At 66.4% G+C, this 22,555-nt stretch carries 24 protein-coding genes; 20 read left to right on the plus strand and 4 right to left on the minus strand.

Annotated elements, in window-relative coordinates:
- The 13 genes from AC1RWI_RS19000 to AC1RWI_RS19060 all read left to right on the plus strand — a co-directional run.
- Positions 1 to 473: DNA polymerase III subunit gamma/tau C-terminal domain-containing protein (locus AC1RWI_RS19000; RefSeq protein WP_492868009.1), on the plus strand; the 473-nt coding region annotated here is incomplete at its 5' end.
- Positions 474 to 554: 81 nt separating this feature from the next.
- Entirely contained in the window at positions 555 to 887 is a 333-nt protein-coding gene (locus AC1RWI_RS19005) for a YbaB/EbfC family nucleoid-associated protein (protein WP_006157727.1), read from the plus strand.
- 18 nt (positions 888 to 905) lie between these two features.
- Entirely contained in the window at positions 906 to 1,223 is a 318-nt protein-coding gene (locus tag AC1RWI_RS19010) for an antibiotic biosynthesis monooxygenase family protein (RefSeq protein ID WP_043347520.1), read from the plus strand.
- On the plus strand, positions 1,220 to 1,834 hold the full coding sequence (gene recR, locus AC1RWI_RS19015) for a recombination mediator RecR (protein WP_043347517.1): 615 nt from the start codon (positions 1,220 to 1,222) through the stop codon (positions 1,832 to 1,834). The genes AC1RWI_RS19010 and recR overlap by 4 nt, the downstream gene beginning before the upstream one ends.
- A gap of 52 nt (positions 1,835 to 1,886) precedes the next feature.
- The gene (locus AC1RWI_RS19020) at positions 1,887 to 2,792 is read left to right on the plus strand and encodes a LysR family transcriptional regulator (RefSeq protein WP_043347514.1); all 906 of its coding nucleotides are present in this window, start codon (positions 1,887 to 1,889) and stop codon (positions 2,790 to 2,792) included.
- Positions 2,793 to 2,990: 198 nt separating this feature from the next.
- Positions 2,991 to 4,187, plus strand: a complete 1,197-nt coding sequence (locus AC1RWI_RS19025) for a CaiB/BaiF CoA transferase family protein (protein ID WP_043347511.1) — start codon at positions 2,991 to 2,993, stop codon at positions 4,185 to 4,187.
- Entirely contained in the window at positions 4,184 to 5,152 is a 969-nt protein-coding gene (locus AC1RWI_RS19030) for a hydroxymethylglutaryl-CoA lyase (protein ID WP_492868012.1), read from the plus strand. Before AC1RWI_RS19025 ends, AC1RWI_RS19030 begins: the two co-directional genes overlap by 4 nt.
- 134 nt (positions 5,153 to 5,286) lie before the next feature.
- Entirely contained in the window at positions 5,287 to 6,324 is a 1,038-nt protein-coding gene (locus tag AC1RWI_RS19035; protein ID WP_492868014.1) for a Bug family tripartite tricarboxylate transporter substrate binding protein, read from the plus strand.
- A 233-nt stretch (positions 6,325 to 6,557) separates the two neighbouring features.
- On the plus strand, positions 6,558 to 7,604 hold the full coding sequence (locus tag AC1RWI_RS19040) for an ABC transporter substrate-binding protein (protein WP_043347505.1): 1,047 nt from the start codon (positions 6,558 to 6,560) through the stop codon (positions 7,602 to 7,604).
- A gap of 194 nt (positions 7,605 to 7,798) precedes the next feature.
- Positions 7,799 to 8,611, plus strand: a complete 813-nt coding sequence (locus AC1RWI_RS19045) for an ABC transporter ATP-binding protein (RefSeq protein WP_043347502.1) — start codon at positions 7,799 to 7,801, stop codon at positions 8,609 to 8,611.
- A gap of 63 nt (positions 8,612 to 8,674) precedes the next feature.
- Entirely contained in the window at positions 8,675 to 9,466 is a 792-nt protein-coding gene (locus tag AC1RWI_RS19050; protein ID WP_043347500.1) for an ABC transporter permease, read from the plus strand.
- 150 nt (positions 9,467 to 9,616) lie between these two features.
- Complete coding sequence (locus AC1RWI_RS19055; protein WP_043347497.1) at positions 9,617 to 9,838, plus strand: hypothetical protein; 222 nt, start codon at positions 9,617 to 9,619, stop codon at positions 9,836 to 9,838.
- Between the two features lie 9 nt (positions 9,839 to 9,847).
- Positions 9,848 to 10,576: a hypothetical protein gene (locus tag AC1RWI_RS19060; RefSeq protein ID WP_043347494.1), complete on the plus strand. Its 729-nt coding sequence runs from the start codon at positions 9,848 to 9,850 to the stop codon at positions 10,574 to 10,576.
- A 94-nt stretch (positions 10,577 to 10,670) separates the two neighbouring features.
- Here the strand turns inward: AC1RWI_RS19060 and AC1RWI_RS19065 are convergent, their stop codons facing one another.
- Positions 10,671 to 12,125 (minus strand): sensor histidine kinase, encoded by a 1,455-nt coding sequence (locus AC1RWI_RS19065; RefSeq protein WP_492868018.1) that lies wholly within the window; start codon positions 12,123 to 12,125, stop codon positions 10,671 to 10,673.
- The gene (locus AC1RWI_RS19070) at positions 12,122 to 12,820 is read right to left on the minus strand and encodes a response regulator (RefSeq protein WP_043347491.1); all 699 of its coding nucleotides are present in this window, start codon (positions 12,818 to 12,820) and stop codon (positions 12,122 to 12,124) included. Before AC1RWI_RS19070 ends, AC1RWI_RS19065 begins: the two co-directional genes overlap by 4 nt.
- 261 nt (positions 12,821 to 13,081) lie before the next feature.
- Here AC1RWI_RS19070 and AC1RWI_RS19075 point away from each other — a divergent pair, with 261 nt between their 5' ends.
- The gene (locus tag AC1RWI_RS19075; RefSeq protein ID WP_492868020.1) at positions 13,082 to 14,140 is read left to right on the plus strand and encodes a porin; all 1,059 of its coding nucleotides are present in this window, start codon (positions 13,082 to 13,084) and stop codon (positions 14,138 to 14,140) included.
- 108 nt (positions 14,141 to 14,248) lie between these two features.
- On the opposite strand, the gene AC1RWI_RS19080 is transcribed toward AC1RWI_RS19075, so the two are convergent.
- Complete coding sequence (locus tag AC1RWI_RS19080) at positions 14,249 to 15,223, minus strand: NADPH:quinone oxidoreductase family protein (protein WP_043347483.1); 975 nt, start codon at positions 15,221 to 15,223, stop codon at positions 14,249 to 14,251.
- 233 nt (positions 15,224 to 15,456) lie between these two features.
- Between AC1RWI_RS19080 and surE the strand changes: the two genes are divergently transcribed.
- The 5 genes from surE to AC1RWI_RS19105 are packed head-to-tail and all read left to right on the plus strand — an operon-like array spanning position 15,457 to position 20,027.
- Complete coding sequence (surE, locus tag AC1RWI_RS19085; RefSeq protein ID WP_043347480.1) at positions 15,457 to 16,209, plus strand: 5'/3'-nucleotidase SurE; 753 nt, start codon at positions 15,457 to 15,459, stop codon at positions 16,207 to 16,209.
- 28 nt (positions 16,210 to 16,237) lie between these two features.
- Complete coding sequence (locus tag AC1RWI_RS19090) at positions 16,238 to 17,134, plus strand: protein-L-isoaspartate(D-aspartate) O-methyltransferase (RefSeq protein ID WP_043347478.1); 897 nt, start codon at positions 16,238 to 16,240, stop codon at positions 17,132 to 17,134.
- A gap of 8 nt (positions 17,135 to 17,142) precedes the next feature.
- On the plus strand, positions 17,143 to 17,997 hold the full coding sequence (locus AC1RWI_RS19095) for a peptidoglycan DD-metalloendopeptidase family protein (protein WP_492868023.1): 855 nt from the start codon (positions 17,143 to 17,145) through the stop codon (positions 17,995 to 17,997).
- Positions 17,998 to 18,003: 6 nt separating this feature from the next.
- Positions 18,004 to 19,182: an RNA polymerase sigma factor RpoS gene (rpoS, locus tag AC1RWI_RS19100; RefSeq protein ID WP_043347474.1), complete on the plus strand. Its 1,179-nt coding sequence runs from the start codon at positions 18,004 to 18,006 to the stop codon at positions 19,180 to 19,182.
- Complete coding sequence (locus AC1RWI_RS19105) at positions 19,179 to 20,027, plus strand: 3'-5' exonuclease (RefSeq protein WP_492868025.1); 849 nt, start codon at positions 19,179 to 19,181, stop codon at positions 20,025 to 20,027. The genes rpoS and AC1RWI_RS19105 overlap by 4 nt, the downstream gene beginning before the upstream one ends.
- 21 nt (positions 20,028 to 20,048) lie before the next feature.
- Here the strand turns inward: AC1RWI_RS19105 and AC1RWI_RS19110 are convergent, their stop codons facing one another.
- Entirely contained in the window at positions 20,049 to 20,918 is an 870-nt protein-coding gene (locus AC1RWI_RS19110) for an endonuclease/exonuclease/phosphatase family protein (protein ID WP_492868027.1), read from the minus strand.
- Between the two features lie 305 nt (positions 20,919 to 21,223).
- On the opposite strand from AC1RWI_RS19110, the gene rlmD reads away from it, so the two are divergent.
- The gene (gene rlmD / locus AC1RWI_RS19115) at positions 21,224 to 22,552 is read left to right on the plus strand and encodes a 23S rRNA (uracil(1939)-C(5))-methyltransferase RlmD (RefSeq protein ID WP_043352054.1); all 1,329 of its coding nucleotides are present in this window, start codon (positions 21,224 to 21,226) and stop codon (positions 22,550 to 22,552) included.
- Positions 22,553 to 22,555 lie beyond the last annotated feature (3 nt).

Here is a 22,555-nt window from a genome sequence, read left to right on the forward strand (position 1 = left end):
CCGCTGCCGTGCAAGCTGCTCCGGCCGAGCCGGTGGCTCCGGTGCGGCTCACGCCGCCCAAGCCGCCGGCGGCCGGCGAAGATGGCACGCCGCCGGTGTTCACCGGCGCGTGGCCGGCACTGGCTGCCAGCCTGCCGCTCAAGGGCCTTGCGCAGCAACTGGCCTACCAGAGCGAGCTTGTCCAGGTCGTGGGCCGTACCTTCCACCTGCGCGCGCCGGTGGCGCCCATTACCGAGGCCGGCGTCGTCGAACGCCTGCAGCAGACGCTGGCCGAGCACCTCGGCGCCGAAGTGCGGGTGCAGTGCGAGATTGGCGCGGTGGCCGATACCGCCGCCGCCGCGGATGCGCAGGCGCGCGCCGAGCGCCAGCGCGAAGCGGAGGCCACCATCGAGGGGGATCCCTTCGTGCAGGGTCTGCTGCGCGAGTTCGGTGGCACGATCCTGGAGGGATCGATCCAGCCGCGCGCTGCCTGACCTCTTGTTTCGCCAGGCCGCCGGCGCCCATGACGCGCGGCGGCCCGTAACTTCTATCCAAACGCTAATCAGGAGCACTCCATGATGAAGGGCCAACTGGCCGGGCTGATGAAGCAAGCCCAGCAGATGCAGGAAAACATGAAGAAGATGCAGGAGCAGCTTGCCCTGATCGAGGTCGAGGGCCAGTCCGGCGCCGGCCTGGTCAAGGTGGTGATGACCTGCAAGAACGACGTCAAGCGCGTCTCCATCGACCCCAGCCTGCTCGCCGAAGGTGAAGACAAGGAACTGCTGGAAGACCTGGTCGCCGCTGCGTTCAACGACGCCGTGCGCAAGGCCGAGGCCACCTCGCAGGAAAAGATGGGCTCGATGACCTCCGGCCTGCCGTTGCCCCCGGGCTTCAAGCTGCCGTTCTGAGCCTGACACGGAGCCCGCATGATTCTCGAATCCGCAGTGCTGCCGGTGCGCCCCGGCCAGGAAGCCGCCTTTGAAGCGGCCTTCGGGCAGGCGCGTCATATCATCGCGGGCATGCCGGGCTTTCTTGGGCTTGAGTTGCATCGCGGCATCGAGCAGCCATCGGAGTACCTGCTGACAGTGCGCTGGCGCACGCTGGAAGACCACACCGAGGGTTTTCGCGGCTCGCCGGAATACCAGCAGTGGAAAGCCTTGCTGCATCATTTCTATGAGCCGTTTCCCGCCGTGCTGCATCACTTGCCGGTGGTGAGCATGACTGCATCCGGGGGGGCGGCATGAAGGGTGCCCCCCCGACCTCGCTGCAGGCGCTGATCGAGGCGCTGCGGGTCTTGCCGGGCGTGGGGCCGAAGTCCGCCCAGCGCATGGCTTACCACCTGCTGCAGCACGACCGCGAGGGTGCCCGCAAGCTGGGCGACGCCTTGCGCGGTGCGGCCGACGGCATCAAGCATTGTTCGCGCTGCAATACCTTCACCGAGCAGGAAATCTGCTCGACCTGCCTGGACGAGCGGCGCGACGCCTCGCTGCTGTGCGTGGTGGAGACGCCGTCCGACCAGATCATGATCGAGCAGACGCTGACCTACCGCGGCCAGTATTTTGTGCTGATGGGCCGGCTCTCGCCGCTTGACGGCATCGGCCCGCGCGAAATCCACCTGGACCGGTTGCTGGCGCGCGCCACCGACCCCGCCATGGGCGGCCCGGTGACGGAGGTGATCGTCGCCACCAATTTCACGAGCGAAGGCGAGGCCACGGCGCACTATGTTGGCGAGATGCTGAAAGCGCGCGGCCTCAAGGTGTCGCGCCTGGCGCGCGGCGTGCCAGTGGGCGGCGAGCTCGAGTACGTCGATGCCGGCACCATTGCCCGCGCGGTGATGGACCGGCGCACGGTGTAGCCGTGCCCGATCGCATTGCCATGCCCGGGTCCGTGCGCAGGGCCGCAACCGCATGAATCTCGCCCGTTTCGACCTTGTCACGCTTGGCCTGTTCGTGGCCGTGGCCCGCCAGGGCAGCATTTCCGCCGGCGCGCGCCAGTCTCACCTGGCGGTGGCGGCTGCCAGCAAGCGCATTTCCGACCTGGAGGCCGCCGTTGGCGCGCCGCTGTTCTTTCGCCATGCGGCCGGGGTGCAGCTGACCGAGGCCGGGCAGGCCTGCTTCCATCATGCGCTGACCATCCTGCAGGACGTGGAGCGCATGGCCGGCGTGATGTCGGACTACGCCAGCGGCGTGCGCGGCCAGGTGCGTGTGTGCGCCAATACCTCGGCCATCACGCAGTTCCTGCCCGACGACCTGGCGACCTTCATGGCGCTGCATCCCACCATCCGCATCGAGCTCGAAGAGCAGAACAGCAGCGAGATCGTGGCCGCGCTGGTGGAAAACCGCGCGGACGTGGGCATCTTTGCCGACCGCACGCCCAGCGCGGGCCTGGTCACGGTGGAGTACCGGCAGGACGAACTGGTGCTGGTTACGCCGCCGGGCCATCCGCTGTCCGAGCGCGGACCCGTGCGCTATGCGGACACGCTGGAGTATGACTTCGTCAGTTTGCCGCAGGTCACCTCGCTGGCGGCTCGCTTGCTGGAGGAAAGCAGCCGGCTGGACCGGCCTTTCCGCTTGCGCATCCAGGTGCGCAGCTTCGACGCCATGTGCCGCATGGTGATGGCTGGGTTGGGCGTGGGTGTGCTGCCGCGCATCGCGGCCGAGCCGCATGTGCAGTCGATGGGTTTGTCGCTGGTGGGGCTGCAAGATGCGTGGGCCCGCCGCACGCTGCTGATCGGCATGCGTGACCCCGCGGGGCTGACGGTGTCCGCGCGGCTGCTCATCACCCATCTCTGCGGCGACCGCGCGCCGTTCTGAAGCCCTGGCGGGCTTTGTCGTGGCTCGGTCGGGGCTTTCGCGTTCCGAGAAGGCCCGCTTCTCCGAATGCCGATTCCGCCAGCCGCCCGGCTGGGGCACACTGCGTCGAAACAAGGCGCGCTGCCAGCTGCGCCTGCCGCGGCGCTTCCCAACGGCATGCGCCTGCTGTAACCCACACCGCACGGAGACACCCCCGCCATGGCGCGACAGATCCTTGAAGGCATTCGGGTCCTCGAACTCGGGCAACTGATTGCCGGCCCCTTCGCCGCCAAGACCCTCGCCGATTTCGGCGCCCACGTGGTCAAGGTGGAGCCGCCCGGACACGGCGACCCGCTGCGCAAATGGCGCATGCTTTACGAGGACACCTCCGTCTGGTGGGAAGCGCAATCGCGCAACAAGCAATCCATCTGCATCGACCTGCGCAATCCGGAGGGGCAGGCCGTGGTGCGCAAGCTGGCCGCCGAGGCTGACGTGCTGATCGAGAACTTCCGTCCGGGCACCATGGAAAAATGGGGCCTGGGCTATGAAGCGCTGCGCGCGGAAAACCCCGGCCTGATCATGGTGCGCGTGTCCGGCTACGGCCAGACCGGCCCGAAGAAGGACGAGCCGGGCTTTGCGGCGGTGGCCGAGGCCATGGGCGGCCTGCGCTACCTCACGGGCGAGCCGGGCCGTGCCCCGGTGCGCGCCGGCCTGTCGCTAGGCGACACCATTGCTGGGCTGCATGGCGCGCTCGGCGTGCTGCTGGCGCTGTACGAGCGCGATGCGCGCGGCGGTGAAGGGCAGGTGATCGACGTGGCGCTGTACGAGTCGCTGTTCAACCTGAGCGAAAGCCTGCTGCCGGAGTATTCGGCGTTTGGTGCCGTGCGCCAGCCGGCTGGCGGCGCCTTGCCTGGCATCGCGCCGTCCAACGCCTATCCCTGCGCCAGTGGCGAGTACGTGCTGGTGGCCGCCAACGGAGACGCCATTTTCAAGCGCCTGATGCACGCGATCGGCCGCGCCGACCTGGGCGACGACCCGGCGCTCGCGCGCAACGACGGCCGCGTGAAACGCGTCGACGAGATCGATGCCGCCATCACCGCGTGGACCCGCACGCAAAGCGTGGAAGACGCGCTGGTGGTGCTCAAGCAGGCCGAAGTGCCATCCGGGCGCATCTACACCGTCAAGGACATCTCGGAAGACCCGCACTACCGTGCGCGCGGCGTGATCGAGAGCGTGACCGCGGCCAGCGGCCTGAGCGTCGAAGTGCCGGGCATCATCCCCAAGCTTTCGGCCAGCCCAGGCGCCATCCACGACCGTGCGCCCACGCTGGGCGAACACACGGACAGCGTGCTGGCGGCGGCCGGCTTCGACGCTGCCACCATCGCTGACATGCGCGCACGCGGGGTGGTGGCATGAACGCGTCATCCATGCTGCGCGGCCCGGCCCGCATCGAGATCAACGAAGTCGCACCGCGCGACGGCCTGCAGATCGAGCCGGCCGTGGTGCCGACCGATGCCAAGGTCGCCTTCCTCGACGCCTTGTCCGCCTGTGGCTTTGCACGCATCGAAGCCACGTCGTTTACCTCGGCCAAGGCCATCCCCGCGTTGGCCGATGCCGAGGCGGTCATGCTCCGCATGCAGCGCGGCGCGGGCGTGCGCTACACCGCGCTGGTGCCGAACCTGCGCGGCCTGGAGCGCGCGTTGTCGTGCCGGCCCGATGAGCTCAACCTGGTGATGTCGGCCAGCGAGACGCATAACCGCGCCAACCTGCGCATGACGCGCGCCCAGTCGCAAGCGCAGTTGCTGGCCATGATCGAGGCGGCTAACGCGGCAGGTGTGCCGGTCAATGTTTCGCTGTCCACCGTGTTCGGCTGCCCCTTCGAGGGCGAGGTCGATGCCGATGCCGTGATGGCGCTGGCCGAGTCCTTCGCCCATGCCGGCGCGGCCGGTATCACGCTATGCGACACCACCGGCATGGCGTATCCCACGCAGGTGGCGGCGCTGTGCGAGCGTTTCCAGCGAAGCCTGCCGCAGGCGGGCCTCACCATTCACCTGCACAACACCCGCGGCATGGGCCTGGCCAACGCGCTGGCCGCCTGGCAGACAGGCGTGACCCGCTTCGATGCCGCCGCCGGCGGTCTCGGCGGTTGCCCCTTTGCGCCCGGCGCCAGCGGCAACGTCAGCACCGAAGAGCTGGTGCATATGTTCGATGCCATGGGCGTGGACACCGGCGTAGACCTGGCGCGCCTGCTCGACGTGGTGGCGGGCTTGCCCGCGTTGGTCCAGCGTGACACCGACAGCCAGTTGCTGCGCGCGGGCACGCGCCTGCGCATGCACCAGGCGCCGGCCTGGCTGGCCGAGCATTTCGTCGGGCAGGGCTGACACCGGGGCTGATGCCAGGGCTGACAGCGGGCCCGCCGCAAGAATCCCGAAAGACGGGTGCGCACCGCACGGCGAGAGCTGGCGGGCGCTGAACAGAAAACCAAAATCAACAAGCACCAAGCAGGAGACACTTCATGCCTCGCAATCCGGCATCCGCCATCGCACGTCCCCAATCGTTCCAGTGTGCATCCGGCGCGCGCCGCAAGACGCTCGCCGCCGCCGTGGCGCTGGCTGCCGCCGGCCTGGCCGGCACCGCCGCATGGGCGCAGGACGGCGCCTACCCGACGCGCCCGGTCACGTTGGTGGTGTCCGCCGCTGCCGGCGGCACGACCGACCTGGCCGCGCGCATGATCTCCGAGCCCCTGTCCAAGGCCCTCGGGCAGCCGGTGGTAGTGGACAACCGCCCCGGTGGCTCGGGCGGCATTGCCGCGCAGACGGTGGCGCGCGCCAAGCCGGATGGCTACACCCTGATGGTGCAGTACTCGGGCTACCAGGTCATCTCGCCGCTGCTGGTGAAGAACGCGTGGGACCCTGTGAAGGATTTCTCCCCGGTCGCCAACATCCTCTCGGCGCCGCAGGTGCTGGTGGTGCGCCCGAGCTTGCCGGTGAAGACGCTCAAGGAACTGGTGGCCTATGCCAAGGCCAACCCCGACAAGCTCAACTACGCGTCGTCGGGCAACGGCTCGCTGCAGCATGTTTCCACCGAATTGCTGAACCAGATGGCCGGCATCCGGATCACCCATGTCCCATACAAAGGCACCGGCCCGGCCATGACCGACCTGCTGGGCGGTTCGGTGGATCTCACCATCACCACGCCGCCGCCCCTGATGGGGCATATCGCGGGCGGCAAGCTGCGAGCGCTGGTGGTCACCAGCAAGCAGCGCCTGCCCAGCCTGAAGGACGTTCCCTCCGCGCCGGAAGCGGGCTACCCCGATCTCGATGTGTCGTCCTGGTTCGCCATGTACGCGCCGGCCGGCACGCCCAAGCCGATCATCGACAAGCTCGCCGACGAGATCGAGCGCATCATGCAGACCGAGGCTTTCCGCAAGAAGGCTGAGGAGCTCGGCGCCGAGGCGAAGTTCATGGGCCCGCAGCAACTCGCGACCTATCAGCGCAACGAGCTGGTCCGCTGGGCCAAGGTCATCAAGGCGGCCGACATCCACGCGGAATGATGCCTGCGCCCAGGGCGCAGACAGTAAGCCGGCCGAAAGGCTCGCACTGTATCTTCGATGCCCACACGCTGGCGCGGACGCCGGCGTGGCATAGGTGTTGATCCCGATGCGGCCCTTTGCGGCATCGGCTAGCATCGCAACTTGCCGCTGCGCGGCACTACGCAAGCCGTAGCACATGCGGCATGCATCAGCGCGAGACGTGCAGTTGACGGGTAATCAGGTAGGAGAGAAAAATGTATAACAAGAAATTCTGGAAGCAGGCGCTGCTCGCGCTGGCGCTGTTCCTTGCGGGCTGGTTCACCTTTGGCGGCTACGCCCAGGCACAGGGCAAGCCCGAGAAGACCAAGGTCACCATCGCCGTGGGCGGCAAGAACCTGTTCTATTACCTGCCGCTGACCATTGCCGAGCGCCTCGGCTACTTCAAGGATGAAGGGCTCGACGTCGAGATCGTCGACTTCGCCGGCGGTGCCAAGGCGCTGCAGGCCGTGGTGGGCGGCAGCGCCGATGTGGTTTCCGGCGCCTACGAGCACACTATCAACCTGCAGGCCAAGGGCCAGCAGTACCAGGAATTCGTGCTGCAGGGCCGCGCCCCGCAGATCGTGCTGGTGGTCTCCAACAAGACCATGCCCAACTTCAAGTCGGTGGCCGATCTCAAGGGCAAGAAGATCGGCGTGACCGCGCCGGGTTCCTCCACCAACATGATGGCCAACTTCGTGCTGGCAAAAGCCGGCCTGAAGGCATCGGACGTCTCCTTCATCGGTGTCGGCGCCAGCGCTGGCGCGGTGGCGGCCATGCGCTCCGGCCAGATCGACGCGATGGCCAACCTCGATCCGGTGGTGTCGATGCTGACCCAGAAGAACGAAGTGCACATCGCCTCTGACACCCGCACGCTGAAGGACACCCAGGCTGTCTTCGGCGGCAATATGCCGTCGGGTTGCCTGTACGCGTCCACCGCCTTTATCCAGCAGAACCCGAACACCACGCAGGCCATGACCAACGCCATGGTGCGCGCGCTCAAGTGGCTGCAGAAGGCAGGCCCGTCGGACATCGTCAAGACCGTGCCGGAAAGCTACCTGCTGGGCGACCGCGCGCTGTACCTGTCCGCCTGGGAAAAGGTCAAGGAAGCCATCTCGCCGGACGGCACCATGCCGGCCGACGGTCCCAAGACCGCGCTCAACACGTTGCAACAGTTCGACCCGGACCTGAAGGGCAAGGCCATCAAGCTGGAAAACACCTTCACCAACACCTTCGTGCAGAAGGCGAACGCCAAGTACAAGTAAGGCATCGCCTGCGCCCCGGGTGCCGGCGGCCCGCTGCGTGCAGCGGGCCTTTGCATTGGCGCTTGCCGATGCCATCCATGGCATCCGGCGCGCCGTCCTGAACCTGTTCCCACGTCATTACTATCGCGCGGAGCCAGCGTGCCTGCATTCGCACCCGTTGCGCCATTCAGCACCGTATCCGCCAAGAGCCTGCCATGAGCACTCCCGCACTTTCCCTCGACAACGTCACCTGCACCTTCGTCTCCCGCGACGACCGTAGCCAGCGCTATACCGCCGTCAAGGAGACCACCCTGGACATCCAGCCCGGCGAGTTCGTCTCCGTGGTGGGGCCGACCGGCTGCGGCAAGTCCACCTTGCTGAATGTGGGGGCCGGCTTGCTGCAGCCTTCGATCGGCGAGGTACGGGTGTTCGGCGAGCCGCTGCGCGGCATCAACACCCGCGCCGGCTACATGTTCCAGGCCGAGGCCCTGATGCCGTGGCGCAGCGCGCTCGACAACGTCATTGCCGGGCTTGAGTTCCGCGGCATGGCGCGTGCCCAAGCGCAGCGGGAGGGCGAGGCCTGGCTGCGCCGCGTCGGCCTGGGCGGGTTTGGCGACCGCTATCCGCACCAGCTCTCCGGCGGCATGCGCAAGCGCGTGAGCCTGGCCCAGACGCTGATACTGGATCCGGACATCATCCTGATGGACGAGCCATTCTCCGCGCTCGACATCCAGACCCGCCAGTTGATGGAAAACGAGGTGCTGGAGTTGTGGGCGGCCAAGCGCAAGGCAGTACTGTTCATCACCCACGATCTTGACGAGGCCATCGCCATGAGCGATCGCGTGGTGGTGCTGTCGGCCGGTCCCGGCACGCACCCGATCGGCGAGTTCGCCATCGATCTGCCGCGTCCGCGCGACGTGGCCGAGATCCGCAACCATCCCCGCTTCATCGAGCTGCACGCGGCCATCTGGGACGTGCTGCGCGAGGAAGTCCTCAAGGGCTACGCGCAGCAGCGCAAAGTGGCCTGAGATGGCACGGCGCGCTTCGTTCCCATTCAATCCGGTCTGATTTCAATTCGAGTTTCGATTCCCATGGCTTTCCGTCCCGACTCCAAGGGCATGCTGCGATTCTGGCAGCTGCTCGTCCTCGTTGTGATCCTCGGTGCCTGGCATGCCGCCACGCGCTCGCAGCAGGTCGCCTTCTTCTTCGGTGAGCCGCTGATGGTGGCCCAGCGCATCTGGAACTGGTTCGTGGTCGAGCGCGACATCTACGTCCACCTCGGCGTGACCCTGATCGAGACGCTGCTGGCCTTCGGCATCGGCACGGCCGCGGGCCTCGGCGTTGGACTGTGGCTGGCGCTCAGCCCGCTCACCTCGGCCATCCTCGACCCCTATATCAAGGCGATGAACTCGATGCCGCGCGTGATCCTGGCGCCGATTTTCGCCGTCTGGTTTGGCCTGGGCATCTGGTCAAAGGTGGCGCTGGCAGTGACGCTGGTGTTCTTCATCGTGTTCTTCAACGTCTACCAGGGCGTCAAGGAAGTCAGCCCCGTGGTGCTGGCCAATGTGCGCATGCTGGGCGCGAACCGCAAGCAGCTGCTGCGCCATGTCTACCTGCCGAGCGCGACCAGCTGGGTATTTTCCTCATTGCATACGTCAGTTGGCCTGGCCTTCGTGGGCGCGGTGGTGGGCGAGTACCTGGGCTCGGCGCGTGGCGTCGGCTACCTGATCCTGCAGGCCGAGGGCACCTTCGACATCAACACCGTGTTTGCGGGCATCGTGGTGCTGACCGCGGCGGCGCTGATGCTGGATACGCTGGTCGGCAGCGTAGAGAAGCGGCTGATGAAGTGGCAGCCCAAGAGCGGGGAGACCGAGCGGCTGTAAGCCAGCTGTCGGCCTGGAGTCCGGACGATGGCGAGAGCGAGCCGGAGCACGGTGGAAGTTGGTTGAAATTATTGTTTTACAATAATATTTGTTTGTAAAGCAATCATTTCTACATAGAATCACGGCTTGCTCACCGTCGCCGGAGTTGCCATGCATCCCCCTGTTTCCTCACGCATCGTCGGTGTCAGCCAGCGCCTGGCTGCGCTGAGCCTGCTGGTGGTGGTCATGCTGTTGCTCAACGCTGCCAGTTGGCTGGTGCCGGTGGTTGCGCGCCCCGGTGGCCTTCGCTTTGGCCTGAGCGAGCGGATCGTGTCGCGGCTTGCGCTGGACCTGGTCAGCGACCTGGAGCAGGAACACCGCCAGTTCGTCTAAACCAGCGTGATGCCCAATGCTGAGCGCGGCGCGCACGCCACGCGCCGCCGGCAGTGGCTGATCGTGGTGGCACTGGTGCTGGTGGCGCATGGGCTGGTGCTGGGTCCTGTGCCCTGGCCGGCACGGCAGGCCTCGCTCTCGTTGCCTCGGCAGGGCGAGCAGGACCGGCGGGCCATGCAGTGGGTGGCTGTGTTGCCGTTCACCAGGCCGCCCACGCCCGCTGCCACCGCCAAGCCCGCTGCATCCTCCCGCAAGTCGCAGGCCTTGTCTGCGCCTCGGCCTGAGCGCGCGTCCGCTGTTGCGGATCGCGCCGCGCTGGCAACAAGGCCTGGCCGGGAGCCGGTCGCAGCGATGGCTTTGCCGCCCGGGGCGGGCGCACCTTTCAACCGTTCGAGCGCGGCCGGTGTGCCCATGCTGCCGCTGGCACCGATGCGTTCCGCAGATCCGGCATCTGCCAACAGCGTGGCGCGGGACAACATCGCCCGCAGTCGTCAGCGGGGCGAGGCCGTTTTCGAGCGCGCTGCCTCTGACGCGATGGCCTCGCCTGCGCAGCGGCTTGCCGCGGGCGTGGCCGCGGCCGCGCAGGGCGAAGCGCTTGTCGAGTCTCAGGTGGGCACGAATCGCACCGCGCGCGTGCGCAGCGCGGCAGGGACTTACTGCTTGCGCATGAAGGATCCAAGCCTGAAGGTCGATCCGTTTCGACAGGAGCTGGCGCTGCCGGCCAATTGCCCGCCTTAGAGGCCATTTCAAAAAGATCCTGGCGTCGTTGCGCAGCCTTGGCCGATCCAGTTGCACTGTCTGCGGCCGCGCGCCTGGCCAGAACCGCTTCGCTTCATTTTGAAACCTCTTGATGGTTCCGCCAGCTTTGGCGCGACGCGAGCCCGGCCCCGGCGCCCGCCACCGCGGTCACCGCAAAGCGCACGCTGACGGTCAGGCCGCCGCCGGGGGTATCCTCAAGCGCTACCGTGGCGCCATGGGCGCGCGCGATCTGGCGCACGATCGGCAGGCCCAGGCCGCTGCCGTCCTGCTCCGAGGTGGATTCGCCGCGATAGAAGCGCTGGAATACCTTGTCGCGTTCGCCGGCGGCAACGCCCGGGCCGCTATCCACCACTTGCAACAACGGCTGGTTCTCCGGACCCGCCACGCGGACCGTCACCTGCGCGCCGGGGCCGGCATAGCGGATCGCGTTATCCACGAGGTTGCCGGTCAACTCCCGCAGCAGTTCCGCTTGCCCCAAGACTTGCACCGGCGCATCGGCTTCGAAGCCCAGGTCGACCTGGCCGGCCCGCGCCACCGGTGTCCATTCGAGGGCCACGTCCCTGGCCAGCGTATCTAGGCGCAAAGGCAGCAATGCCGGCGCGTAGCCGCTGTCCGGTTCCAGGCGCGATAGCGAAAGCAGTTGCTGCACGCCCTTGGCGGCGTGGCGCACGGTATCGTGCAGCGGCCTTACGTGGCGAAGGATGCGGTCGCCATCGCGCTCGCGCAGCGCCAGTTCCGACTGCGCCTGCATGATGGCCAGCGGGGTCTTCAACTGGTGGGCGGCATCGGCAAAGAAGCGCTTGCGGGCCAGCAACATGCGATGCAGGCGTGCGACGTACTGGTTGATTGCCTCGACCAGGGGCTTCATTTCGGCGGGCAGGTCTTTTTGCTCCAGCGGCGCCAGGTCGTCGGCGCCGCGTTCGGCCACCGCGGCGCTGAGCCGGTGCAGTGGCCGCAGGCCGCGCCGCACGCCGAACCACACGATGCCCAGCGCCAGCGTGACCAGTACCATTTCCTGTTGCAGCGAGCCGGCCAGGATCTCGTGCGCCAGCGACTGGCGCGGCTCGATGGTCTCGCCGACCAGCACCCAGACCAGCCGCGCCTGCCCCGACGGCATGTCGCGCACCGGCAGCGGCTGCGCTGCCATGCGCACCGGCTCGCCGCGGAAAACGGCGTCGTAGAAGACGGTCTTGTAGAGCGGCTGCTTTGGCGCGGCCGGCATCGGCAGGTCGTCGTAGCCGGTCAGCGTGGCGCCGTGCTCGTCGCGAATCACATAGTAGATCCGGCTGCCGGCCTCGGACTCGAAGATTTCCAGCGCCAGGTAAGGCACGTCGATGGCGAGGCGGCCCTCATGCAGGCGGATGCCTTCGCGCATCGATTTGAGCGAGGCTTCCAGCGTGCGGTCGAACGCCACGTGGGCGGCGTCCATCGCACGGTGATAGGTCATCCATGCGTCCATTGCCAGCAGGGCGAGCAACGGCAGCAGCAGCCAGAGTGACAGTTGCAGGCGCAGGTTCGGGACTCTCATCGGGCAGCCGGCGTGGCCATGTTCGCTTGCGCGCCGGCATCGAGCAGGTAGCCCAGCCCGCGCAGGGTCACGATGGCCACGCCGCTGCCTTCGAGCTTCTTGCGCAGGCGGTGCACGTAGATTTCGATGGCGTCCGGGTTGACCGATTCGTCGATGCCGAAAATCTTCTCCGACATGGCTTCCTTGTTGACAGCGCGTCCGTCGCGCAGCATCAGCACCTCAAGCACGGCGCGCTCGCGCCGGGTCAGCGCCAGGGGCTCGCCGCCCAGCACGAAGGCGCGGCTGACGCCGTCATAGCACAGCGGGCCACATTGCAGTTGCGTGCTCTCGTGACCAAAGCTGCGGCGTATCAGCGCGCGCGCGCGGGCCTCCAGCTCAGACAGGTCGAACGGCTTGGACAGGTAGTCGTCCGCACCAAGGTTGAGCCCCTTCACACGGTCTTCGACCGAGCCGTGCGCGGTCAGGATCAGCACGGGCATGGCATTGCGCCGTTGCCGCAGGCGCCGCAGCACCTCCAGGCCATCGAGCTTGGGCAAGCCCAGGTCGAGGATGACCAGCGCGTAGTCCTGGGTCGAGAGCAGGTGATCGGCTGCGCGGCCATCGTGCATGCAGTCCACGGCGAAGCCCGCCTGGCTGAGCGCCTCGACCAGGGCATTCGCCAGCATCACATTGTCTTCAACGAGCAGGATTCGCATTCTCTTGGCGGGCAGGGCGCCCAGGTGAAATCGGTAAAAGCGGGGAGGGCCGCGAACGCGGGCCGCGCTGAGAAATACAGGTATCCGGCCCGACTTTGAAGCTAGGGAAACCCCCAACCCCGAACGCGGGCGCGGCGATGAAATCCGTCGAATTTCGAAAGCGAACTGAAAGTGCGCCTGCCATACCATGCGTGCCATCCCGGGCGCCTGCCCGGACATCACCACAACAATCACACGTCACAAATCACAAGAGGAGACAGCATGAAGCTGAAATCGATCGCGCTGGCGGCAGTCGGCATGAGCCTGGCCGGTGGCGCTGCGGCGCAATCCAGCGTGACCCTGTACGGCATCATGGATGCCGGCATCGAATACGCCAGCCATGCCGGCCCGAATGGTTCCGTGCTCAAGATGACCTCGGGCGGCAAGAACACATCGCGCTGGGGCATGCGCGGCAGCGAGGACCTTGGTGGTGGGCTCAAGGCACTGTTCCAGCTGGAGAGCGGCATCGCCATCGATACAGGCCGGCTGGATTCCGACGGCACGCTGTTCGATCGGCGCGCCATTGTTGGCTTGTCCGGCAAGTACGGCCAGGTGGTACTGGGCCGCACCTTCACCACCACCTACGATTTCATGCTGCCGTTCGACCCGATGGGCTACGCGCCGAATTACTCGTGGGCGACCTCGGCGACCGCTACCGGCGACCGCAAGGATGGCCTGTTCTCGCGCGCGTCCAACGCGATCCGCTACGACGGCACTTTTGGTGGCGTGAAGCTGGGCGCCACGGTGGCACTGGGCGAAGTGGCCGGCAGCTTCAAGCGTTCGTCCAAGTACGATCTCGGCGTGGGCTACAGTGCCGGCGGCTTTGCCGCGGCCGCCACCTGGGACCGCCAGAACGGCGCAGGCACCAGCACCACGCCCGCCGATGTCACGGACTACATTCAGGGCATCCACGCTGGCGCCAGCTATGACTTCGGCGACCTGAAGCTTTACGCGGGCTACCGCAACTACAAGCGGACCTTCACCACGGCAGCCGCGTCTCACCGCAGCGATATGTACTGGGGCGGCGCGTCGTATGACTTCACGCCGGCGTTCACGTTGTATGGCGCGGTCTACAAGCAGAATATCAAGGGCGGCAGCGATGCCGATCCGATCCTGTTCTCGATGCGCGCGCAGTACGCGCTGTCAAAGCGCACCACGGCTTACCTGTCGGGCGGCTATGCCAAGGCGCGCAACGGGCAGAATGTGAGCTTGTCCCGGGACTTCATCGGCTATGCAAACAATCAGGTGGGGGTGACCGCCGGCTTGCAGCATCGCTTCTGATGCGCGCGGTGGTGGTTGCGTGAAACGCCTCTGAGCAAAAAAAAAGCGCCTGGTGCTACGGCCCCAGGCGCTTTTTCTGCTCCTGCACGGCGCCAGAGGCGCGCAACGTCAGGGCACGATGACGATCTTGCCGGTGACCTTGCGGGCTTCCATGTCTTTCAGGGCTTGCGGCGCCTGCTCCAGCGGATAGCGCGCGGAGATATGCGGGCGGATCTTGCCTTCCTTCATCCAGCCCAGCATCTGCGCCATGTTGGCTTGGTTGGCCTTGGGCTCGCGCCGCGCGAAGTCACCCCAGAACACGCCCACCAGCGAGGCCCCCTTGAGCAGCGCCAGGTTCAGCGGGAGCTTGGGGATTTCGCCATTGGCGAAGCCCACCACCAGGTAGCGGCCGCGCCAGCCGATCGAGCGGAAAGCCGGCTCGGCGTAGATGCCGCCCACCGGGTCATAGATCACGTCGGGGCCGCGGCCATCGGTCAGCGCCTTCACGCGTTCGCGCAGGTCTTCGGTGCTGTAGTTGATCAGCGCATCGGCGCCATGGTCCTTGCAGACCGCGAGCTTTTCGTCGGTGGAGGCGGCAGCGATCACGCGCGCGCCGATGGCCTTGCCGATTTCGATGGCCGCCAAGCCCACGCCGCCAGCAGCGCCGAGCACCAGCATGGTCTGGCCCGCCTTGAGCTCACCGCGGTCGATCACCGCGTGGTGCGAGGTGCCGTAGGTGAGGGTGAAGGCCGCAGCGGTCTCGAAGTCGATGCCCGGCGGCATCGGCACCACGGCGGCGGCGGGGGCCTTGGCCTGCGAGGCGAATGCGCCGTTGCCCAGGTAGGCGATGACATTGTCGCCGGGTTTGACGTGCGTCACGCCCTCGCCCACCGCGTTGACCACGCCGGCCAGTTCCGAGCCGGGTGAGAAGGGCAGTTGCGGCTTGGCCTGGTATTTGTTCTGGATGATGAGGACGTCGGGGAAATTCACGCCAGCCGCCTTCACGTCGATGACGACTTCGCCCGCGCCGGGCACCAGGTCAGGCAGGGTTTCGAGCACCAGCGAATCAGGCGGGCCCCAGGCTTTGCAAAGTACGGCTTTCATCATGTCTCCGGTGATATGTTCGATGCCCGGCAGAAGACGGCGCAAAAGGGTGCATGCGCGGTGCACGCGTGGTCCATGCCAGTTGCGCCAGGCAGGCCCGGGCAAGTGTAGCGCAAAAATAGCACGATCGTTCTGTTACAAGCTGGCGAGGCGCCGGCGGGTACTGGTTTTGCGGCAGGATTTGCACTGCGGACAGGCCGCTTGCGGCAGCCTTGTCAGGTACAATCCCGGCCATGCATATCCTCCTCGCAAACGATGACGGTTACCTGGCGCCGGGGCTAGCCGCGCTACATGCCGCGCTGGCGCCGCTGGCGCGCATCACGGTGATTGCACCCGAGCAAAATCACAGCGGTGCTTCCAACTCGCTGACCTTGCAGCGGCCACTGTCCATCTATGAAGCCCGGGAGGGCGTGCAGAAAGGGTTCCGCTTCGTCAACGGCACGCCGACCGATTGCGTGCATATCGCGCTGACCGGCCTGCTGGACGAGAAACCCGACCTGGTGGTGTCCGGCATCAACCAGGGCCAGAACATGGGCGAGGACGTACTGTATTCCGGTACCGTCGCCGCCGCCATCGAGGGCTTCCTGCTCGGCATTCCCTCAATCGCCTTTTCGCAGGTGGACAAGGGCTGGACCCATCTTGACGCCGCCGCGCGCGTGGCACGCGACATCGTCGAGCGCTATATCGCCAGGCCCTCGGCCGAGCCGTTCCTGCTCAACGTCAATATTCCCAGCCTGCCGTTTGAACACCTCAAAGGCTACCGTGCCACCCGGCTCGGCAAGCGCCATCCGTCCCAGCCGGTGATCACGCAGGTCAACCCGCGCGGCGATACCAACTATTGGATCGGCCCCGCCGGCGACGCGCGCGATGCGAGCGAGGGCACGGATTTCCATGCCACGGGCGAAGGCTTCGTGTCGCTGACCCCTTTGCAGCTGGACCTGACTCATCGCGGGCAGCTCGAGCAGATCAACCAGTGGCTGGCATAAGCTCTTGCCCGCGTAGTAGCCGGCCGTCATGAGTTCCGTCCCGCGTCGCCCAAAATTTCCCCTGTCGCTGGACGCGGTGGTCGAGCGCAAGCCCGCGCCGGCGCGTACCGCTGGCATGCCTGCCGTGGGCGGCGCGCGCGGCGCGGCGATGGCCGCCAAATCGCGCGCGGCCAAGGCGCCTGCTGCGCCCACCCCGGCAGCGAGCGCCGTGCAGGCGCGCGCCAGTGCCGCCACGGCGGGCGGTGGCGGCATGGCCTCGGAACGCGCGCGTGGCGCGCTGGCGGCGCGGCTGCGCGCGGCCGGCATCCGCGACGACCGCGTGCTCGACGCGATTGCCACCATCCCGCGCCACCTGTTTGTCGAGCCCGGCCTGTCGTCGCAGGCGTATGAAGATGCGGCGTTGCCGATCGGCCACCAGCAGACCATCTCCAAACCGTCGGTGGTGGCTCGCATGATCGAGCTGCTGCGCGATGGGCTCGGCGCGGATGAGCCGCTGGAGCGTGTGCTGGAAATCGGCACCGGCTGCGGCTATCAGGCGGCCGTGCTGAGCCTGGTGGCGCGGGAAGTGTTCTCCATCGAGCGGATTCGTCCGCTGCACGAACAAGCCAAGGCGAACTTGCGGCCGCTGCGGGTGCCAAACCTGCGCCTGCATTATGGCGATGGCATGCTGGGTTTACCCCAGGCTGCGCCGTTTTCGTCGATTATCCTGGCGGCAGCCGGCATGGAGGTGCCTCAGGCATTGCTGGAGCAGCTTGCCATCGGCGGGCGGCTGATCGCGCCAGTGGCGGTGCCTCCCTCCGCCGGCGGGCCAGGGCAGACCGTCACGCAGCAATTATTGTTGATCGAGCGGCGTAACCGGCATCGATTTCACCGGACCGCGCTTGAAGCCGTTTTCTTTGTGCCATTAAAATCGGGCACTATCTGAGTCGAACTATGCACAATATCGTGAACACGGAACGTTTCGCCCGCGCCGGGCAGCTCGCTACCGCCTCCTTGCTGCTGGCCTTGCTGGCCGCCTGCGCCTCCTCGCCCATGCCGGCGCCCGTGGTGGATCGCACCTCCGGAGCCGGCGTCGCCGGTGTCGTCCCGCTGGAGCCCGCGCCGCCTGGGTACTATCGCGTCAAGCGAGGCGATACGCTTTATCGAATCGCGCTCGAGAACGGCCAGTCCTATCGCGAGGTCGCGGCCTGGAATTCGCTGGCCAACGCCAACCAGATCGAAGTGGGTCAATTGTTGCGTGTGGCGCCTCCTGGTGCCGACGTCAACGCGGGCACCGGCGTAGCCACCATGCCGGTGACGCCGGGCGGCGTGCAGGGTCAGCCGATCGACCAGGCGCGTCCTGTGCCCACGCCGGTTCCGCCGACAGCCACGGCTGGCGGGGCTTCCACGCCCGTGGCGGCGGCCTCCGCGCCGGCCGCCGACGGCTCGGTCAAGCTGGCTTGGCCGGTCACCGGCCAGTTGATCGGGCGTTTCGACGAAAAAGGCAACAAGGGCATCGATATTGCCGGCAAAAAGGGCGATCCGGTGCAAGCAGCCGACGATGGCCGCGTGATTCACGTTGGCCCCTTGCGCGGCTACGGGAATCTTGTCATCATCAAACACAACGATACATATCTCACTGCGTACGGCCACAACGACAAGGTGCTGGTGACGGAGCAGGCAACGGTCCGCAAGGGACAAAAGATTGCAGAGATGGGTAACAGTGACACCGATCGTGTGAAGCTGCATTTCGAGGTACGCAAGAACGGGAAACCAGTCGATCCGATGCGGTATCTGCCGCCACAGTGAGGGTTCATGCCACGCCAGAAAACTGTCTCCACCGGAAGCACCAGCCGCGCTCGGCATCCCAAGCAGCCGGAGTTGCCGCAGTCCACTGGCGTGGCGCAAGCCGATGCCGATGCAGATTCCGAGGCCTACGGCCAGGACCCGGCCGCCGACCTGGTGCCGCTTACCGATGAGCCCATCACCACGGGTACGGCGGTCGGCCTGCGCGAGGCCGACCTGATGGTCGAGGAAGTCGAGCGCCAGGCCCGCGACGAGGACGAAGAAGAGTCCGAGGACGAAGAAGAGGGCGAGGCCGCAGCCGAGCCAGCCGCGCCCGATCACGACGACTTCCGCACCGTGCTGCACACCGAACTGGCAGCCGACACCGTCCAGCACTACCTGAATCGCATCAGCATCAAGCCGCTGCTGTCCGCGCCGGAGGAACTGCATTTTTCCACCCTGGCCAAGGGCGGCGATTTCTCGGCGCGGCAGGTCATGATCGAGCGCAACCTGCGGCTGGTGGTCAGCATCGCCAAGGGCTATCTCAATCGCGGCGTGCCGCTGCTGGACCTGATCGAGGAAGGCAATCTCGGCCTGATGCACGCCATCGAGAAATTCGACCCCTCCCGCGGATTCCGTTTCTCGACCTACGCCACATGGTGGATCCGCCAGAGCATCGAGCGCGCCATCATGAACCAGGCGCGCACCGTGCGCCTGCCGGTCCACGTCATCCGCGAACTCAACCAGGTGCTGCGCGCCAAGCGTCATCTGGAGAAGGGCGGCACCGACGGCCGCGATGCCAGCCTGGAAGACATTGCCCACCTGCTGGGCAAGACCCCTGACGAAATACAAGACGTGCTCGCGCTCAACGAGCACACCACCTCGCTCGACACGCCATTCGATCTCGATCCCGGATCCAGCCTGCTTGATTTCCTCTCGGACGAGCACAACGCCGCGCCCGACCAGGAAGTCGCCCACCGCGAGCTGGAAAACCTGATGAAACAATGGTTGGCGCGTTTGTCCGAAAAGCACCGCTATGTTGTCGAGCGCCGCTTCGGGCTTAATCACATCGAGCCGGCCACGCTGGAAGAACTTGCCGAGGAAATGGGGCTGACGCGCGAGCGTGTGCGCCAGATCCAGCAAGAGGCGCTGGTCAAGCTCAAACGCCATTTTGCTTCGCAAGGCGTGCGCAAGGACGCTGTTCTATGACACCTGTGCTGGTATTCGACATCGAGACGATTCCCGATGTCGATGGTTTGCGTCGTCTGCACGACCATCCCGATTCCATGACCGATGCCGAGGTCGCCGAACACGCTTTCGCGGCCCGCCGCGAGAAAAACGGCACCGATTTCCTGCCACACTACCTGCAGCGCATCGCGGCCATTTCCTGCGTGCTGCGCCGCAACCAGCGCGACGGCACTCCGGTTTTTCACGTGGGCTCGCTTGGCACGCTGGAAGATGGCGAGGCGGTGCTGATCCAGAAGTTCTATGACCTGGTGGCGCGCTATTCGCCCCAGATGGTGTCGTGGAACGGTGGCGGCTTCGACCTGCCCGTGCTGCATTACCGCGGGCTGGTGCATGGCATCGTGGCGCCGCGCTACTGGGAAATGGGCGAGGGCAGCGAGTCCGACAGCCGCGAATTCAAGTGGAACAACTACATCAGTCGTTACCACATGCGGCACCTGGACCTGATGGACCTGTTGGCGATGTACCAGCCGCGTGCCAGTGCACCGCTGGACGATCTCGCCAAGCTGTGCGGCTTTCCCGGCAAGATGGGCATGGACGGCAGCAAGGTCTGGCAGGCCTACCGGGATGGCCAGTTGCCCGCGATCCGCGATTACTGCGAGACCGACGTCGTCAATACTTACCTGGTGTACTGCCGCTTTCAGTTGATGCGCGGCGGCCTGACGCCGAAGCAGTTCGATACCGAAATCGAATTCGTGCAGGAGTCGCTCGCCGAGTTGCCGGGCTCCCAGTGGATCCCGTACCTCCAGGCTTTCCGCGTCAAGCCGGTGTATGCCGGCGGCGATGACGACGAAGAGCCGGAAATCTAAGCGCCCCTGCGTTACAGGCCCTTATTCGTCCGCCAGCGACAGGTAGATCGGCTGGTGGTCGGATGCCCGAGTTTCGCCATCCACCTCGCAGCACAGCACGCGCGGCAGCAGGTCCTCCGTCAGGAATGCGAAGTCACAGGCAAACGGCGCCTGCGGCCATTGCTCCCTGTCATACAAGGCGCAAGTTGGCGCGTGGGGCTTGCCGGGGTGGGTATGCGTCCAGGCGTCGTGCCAGCCGATGATGCCGGTTTCGTGGCAACCGTCGTATGGCGCCAACATGCGCAGGTAAGCAATATCGTCCGGCGCGCCGTTGAAATCGCCACACAGCACGGCGGAAGCGGGCCGCGCTTCGGGCGTGAAGGGGCCGGGGCCGCTCTCGCGCAGGCCGGGTTGGCTGGCGTGCTCGCATGCCTCGCGGTGCCAGGCGCGCAGCGCGTCGGTCTGGGCAGCGCGCTGATGCGTCGAGTAATACTCCAGGTGGGTGCAGATCACACGCAGGCGACGCTCTCCCGCCATTACCGTCGCTTCCAGCGCCACGCGCGGCATCGACGGGACGGTCGGATCGGCGGGCCAGGGCAGGGCGTGGCGAAACACTTCGAGCAAGGGCAGGCGGGTGGCCATGAGATTGCCGAACTGGCGTGGCGCGCCGTCCATGGTGAAACGGTCCACCGCTGGCGCGTAGAGGATCCGGTAGCCGGGCAACAGCGCCGTCAGCTCGGCCACCTGGTCGGGCCCAGGCTCGCCTGCGAGCTCGGAGTAGCCGCGCGTTACCTCCTGCAGGCAGATGACATCGGCGTCGGCGATCGCGTGCAGCGTCCTGACGGTGCGGGCCAGGTCGACGCGCCCGTCGGCGCCACGACCCCACTGGATGTTCCAGGAAATCAGTTCCATGTCGCCCCCTGCTCGGTTGCCGCGGCGCGCGGTGCCGGTGTTCTGTGCCGGGAGTGCCACGCGCGTGCTGCACCCATGTTGCGCCTATCTCGCGCGCTTGTCCTGGTCTTCATGCCGCCGGACTTGGCACAGGGCCGCCCGGCTGTGCGTCTGGACTACAATCGCGCTTTTACAAAACAATACGTCAGGTTCCCCAGGTGTCTCAAGCCGTGACTCTTTCGCAAGCCCATTCTGCGCCGGAAGGTGGCGCTTTCGCCTCTCCGGGCGTACCCGCACCGGTCAAGCCTGTGCCCGTGCAGTTGCCCATCGTGCAGATCCACAGCCTCGATATGGAGGCGCGCGGCGTTGGCCGGCTGGTCAATGAGGACGGCAGCCCGGGCAAGGTGATTTTTGTCGAGGGCGCACTGCCGGGCGAGACCGTCAGTTACAGCAGCTTCAAGCGCAAGGCCAGCTTCGAGCAGGCCAACCTGGGCATGATCAAGAAGGCCTCGCCGATGCGTGTGAAGCCGGGTTGCGAGTATTTTGGCGTTTGCGGCGGTTGTTCGATGCAACACCTGGACGCACGCGCGCAGGTGGCCATCAAGCAACGCGTGCTGGAAGACGATCTCTGGCACTTGTCGAAGCTGCACCCGGATGTGGTGTTCCGCCCGATCGCCGGCCCTGACTGGGGCTACCGGTATCGGGCGCGCCTGACAGTGCGCTACGTGGCAAAGAAGGGTGTGGCGCTGGTCGGCTTCCATGAGCGCAAAAGCAGCTATGTGGCCGATATGACGAGCTGCAAAGTCCTGCCGCCGCACGTATCGGACCTGCTGGTGCCGCTGCGGGAATTGATCACGGGTTTGTCGATCCGCGACCGCCTGCCGCAGGTCGAGCTGGCGGTGGGGCAGGATGTGACGGTGCTGGTGCTGCGCATCCTGATGCCGCTGACCGAGCACGACGAGGCCTTGCTGCGCGCCTTTGCGGACCAGCACGGCGTGCAGTTCTGGCTTCAGCCCAAGGGCCCGGACACCGTGGTGCCGTTCTACCCGCTGGACCGCGAACTGGCCTACACGCTGCCGGAATTCAGTATCCGGATGCCGTTCAAGCCGACCGACTTTACCCAGGTCAACCACCAGATCAACCGCGCGCTGATCGGCCGGGCGCTGCGCCTGCTGGACGTCCAGCCGGATGACCGGCTGCTCGACCTGTTCTGCGGCATTGGCAATTTCACGCTGCCGCTGGCCACGCGCGGCCGCTCGGTGATGGGCATCGAAGGCAGCGAGGTCCTGACCACCCGGGCACTGGCCAATGCGGCCATCAACGGGTTGGACCACAAAACCGAATTCGCCTGCAGGAACCTCTTCGAGGTGGGGGCGCAAGACATCGCCGCGCTGGGCCGTTTCGACCGCTGGCTGATTGACCCGCCGCGCGAAGGTGCGCTGGCCGTCAGCAAGGCGCTCGGTGAACTGGCCCAGGCTGGCAGCGACGTGCTGCCCAAACGCATCGTCTACGTCTCGTGCAATCCGGCCACGCTGGCGCGCGACGCCGGCGTGCTGGTGCACGAGGCCGGCTACCGGCTTTCCGGTGCTGGCGTGGTCAACATGTTCCCGCACACCTCGCACGTGGAATCGATCGCGGTGTTCGACCGCGGTTGAGTG

It is taken from the genome of Cupriavidus sp. MPR-AND1C (assembly GCF_058809705.1).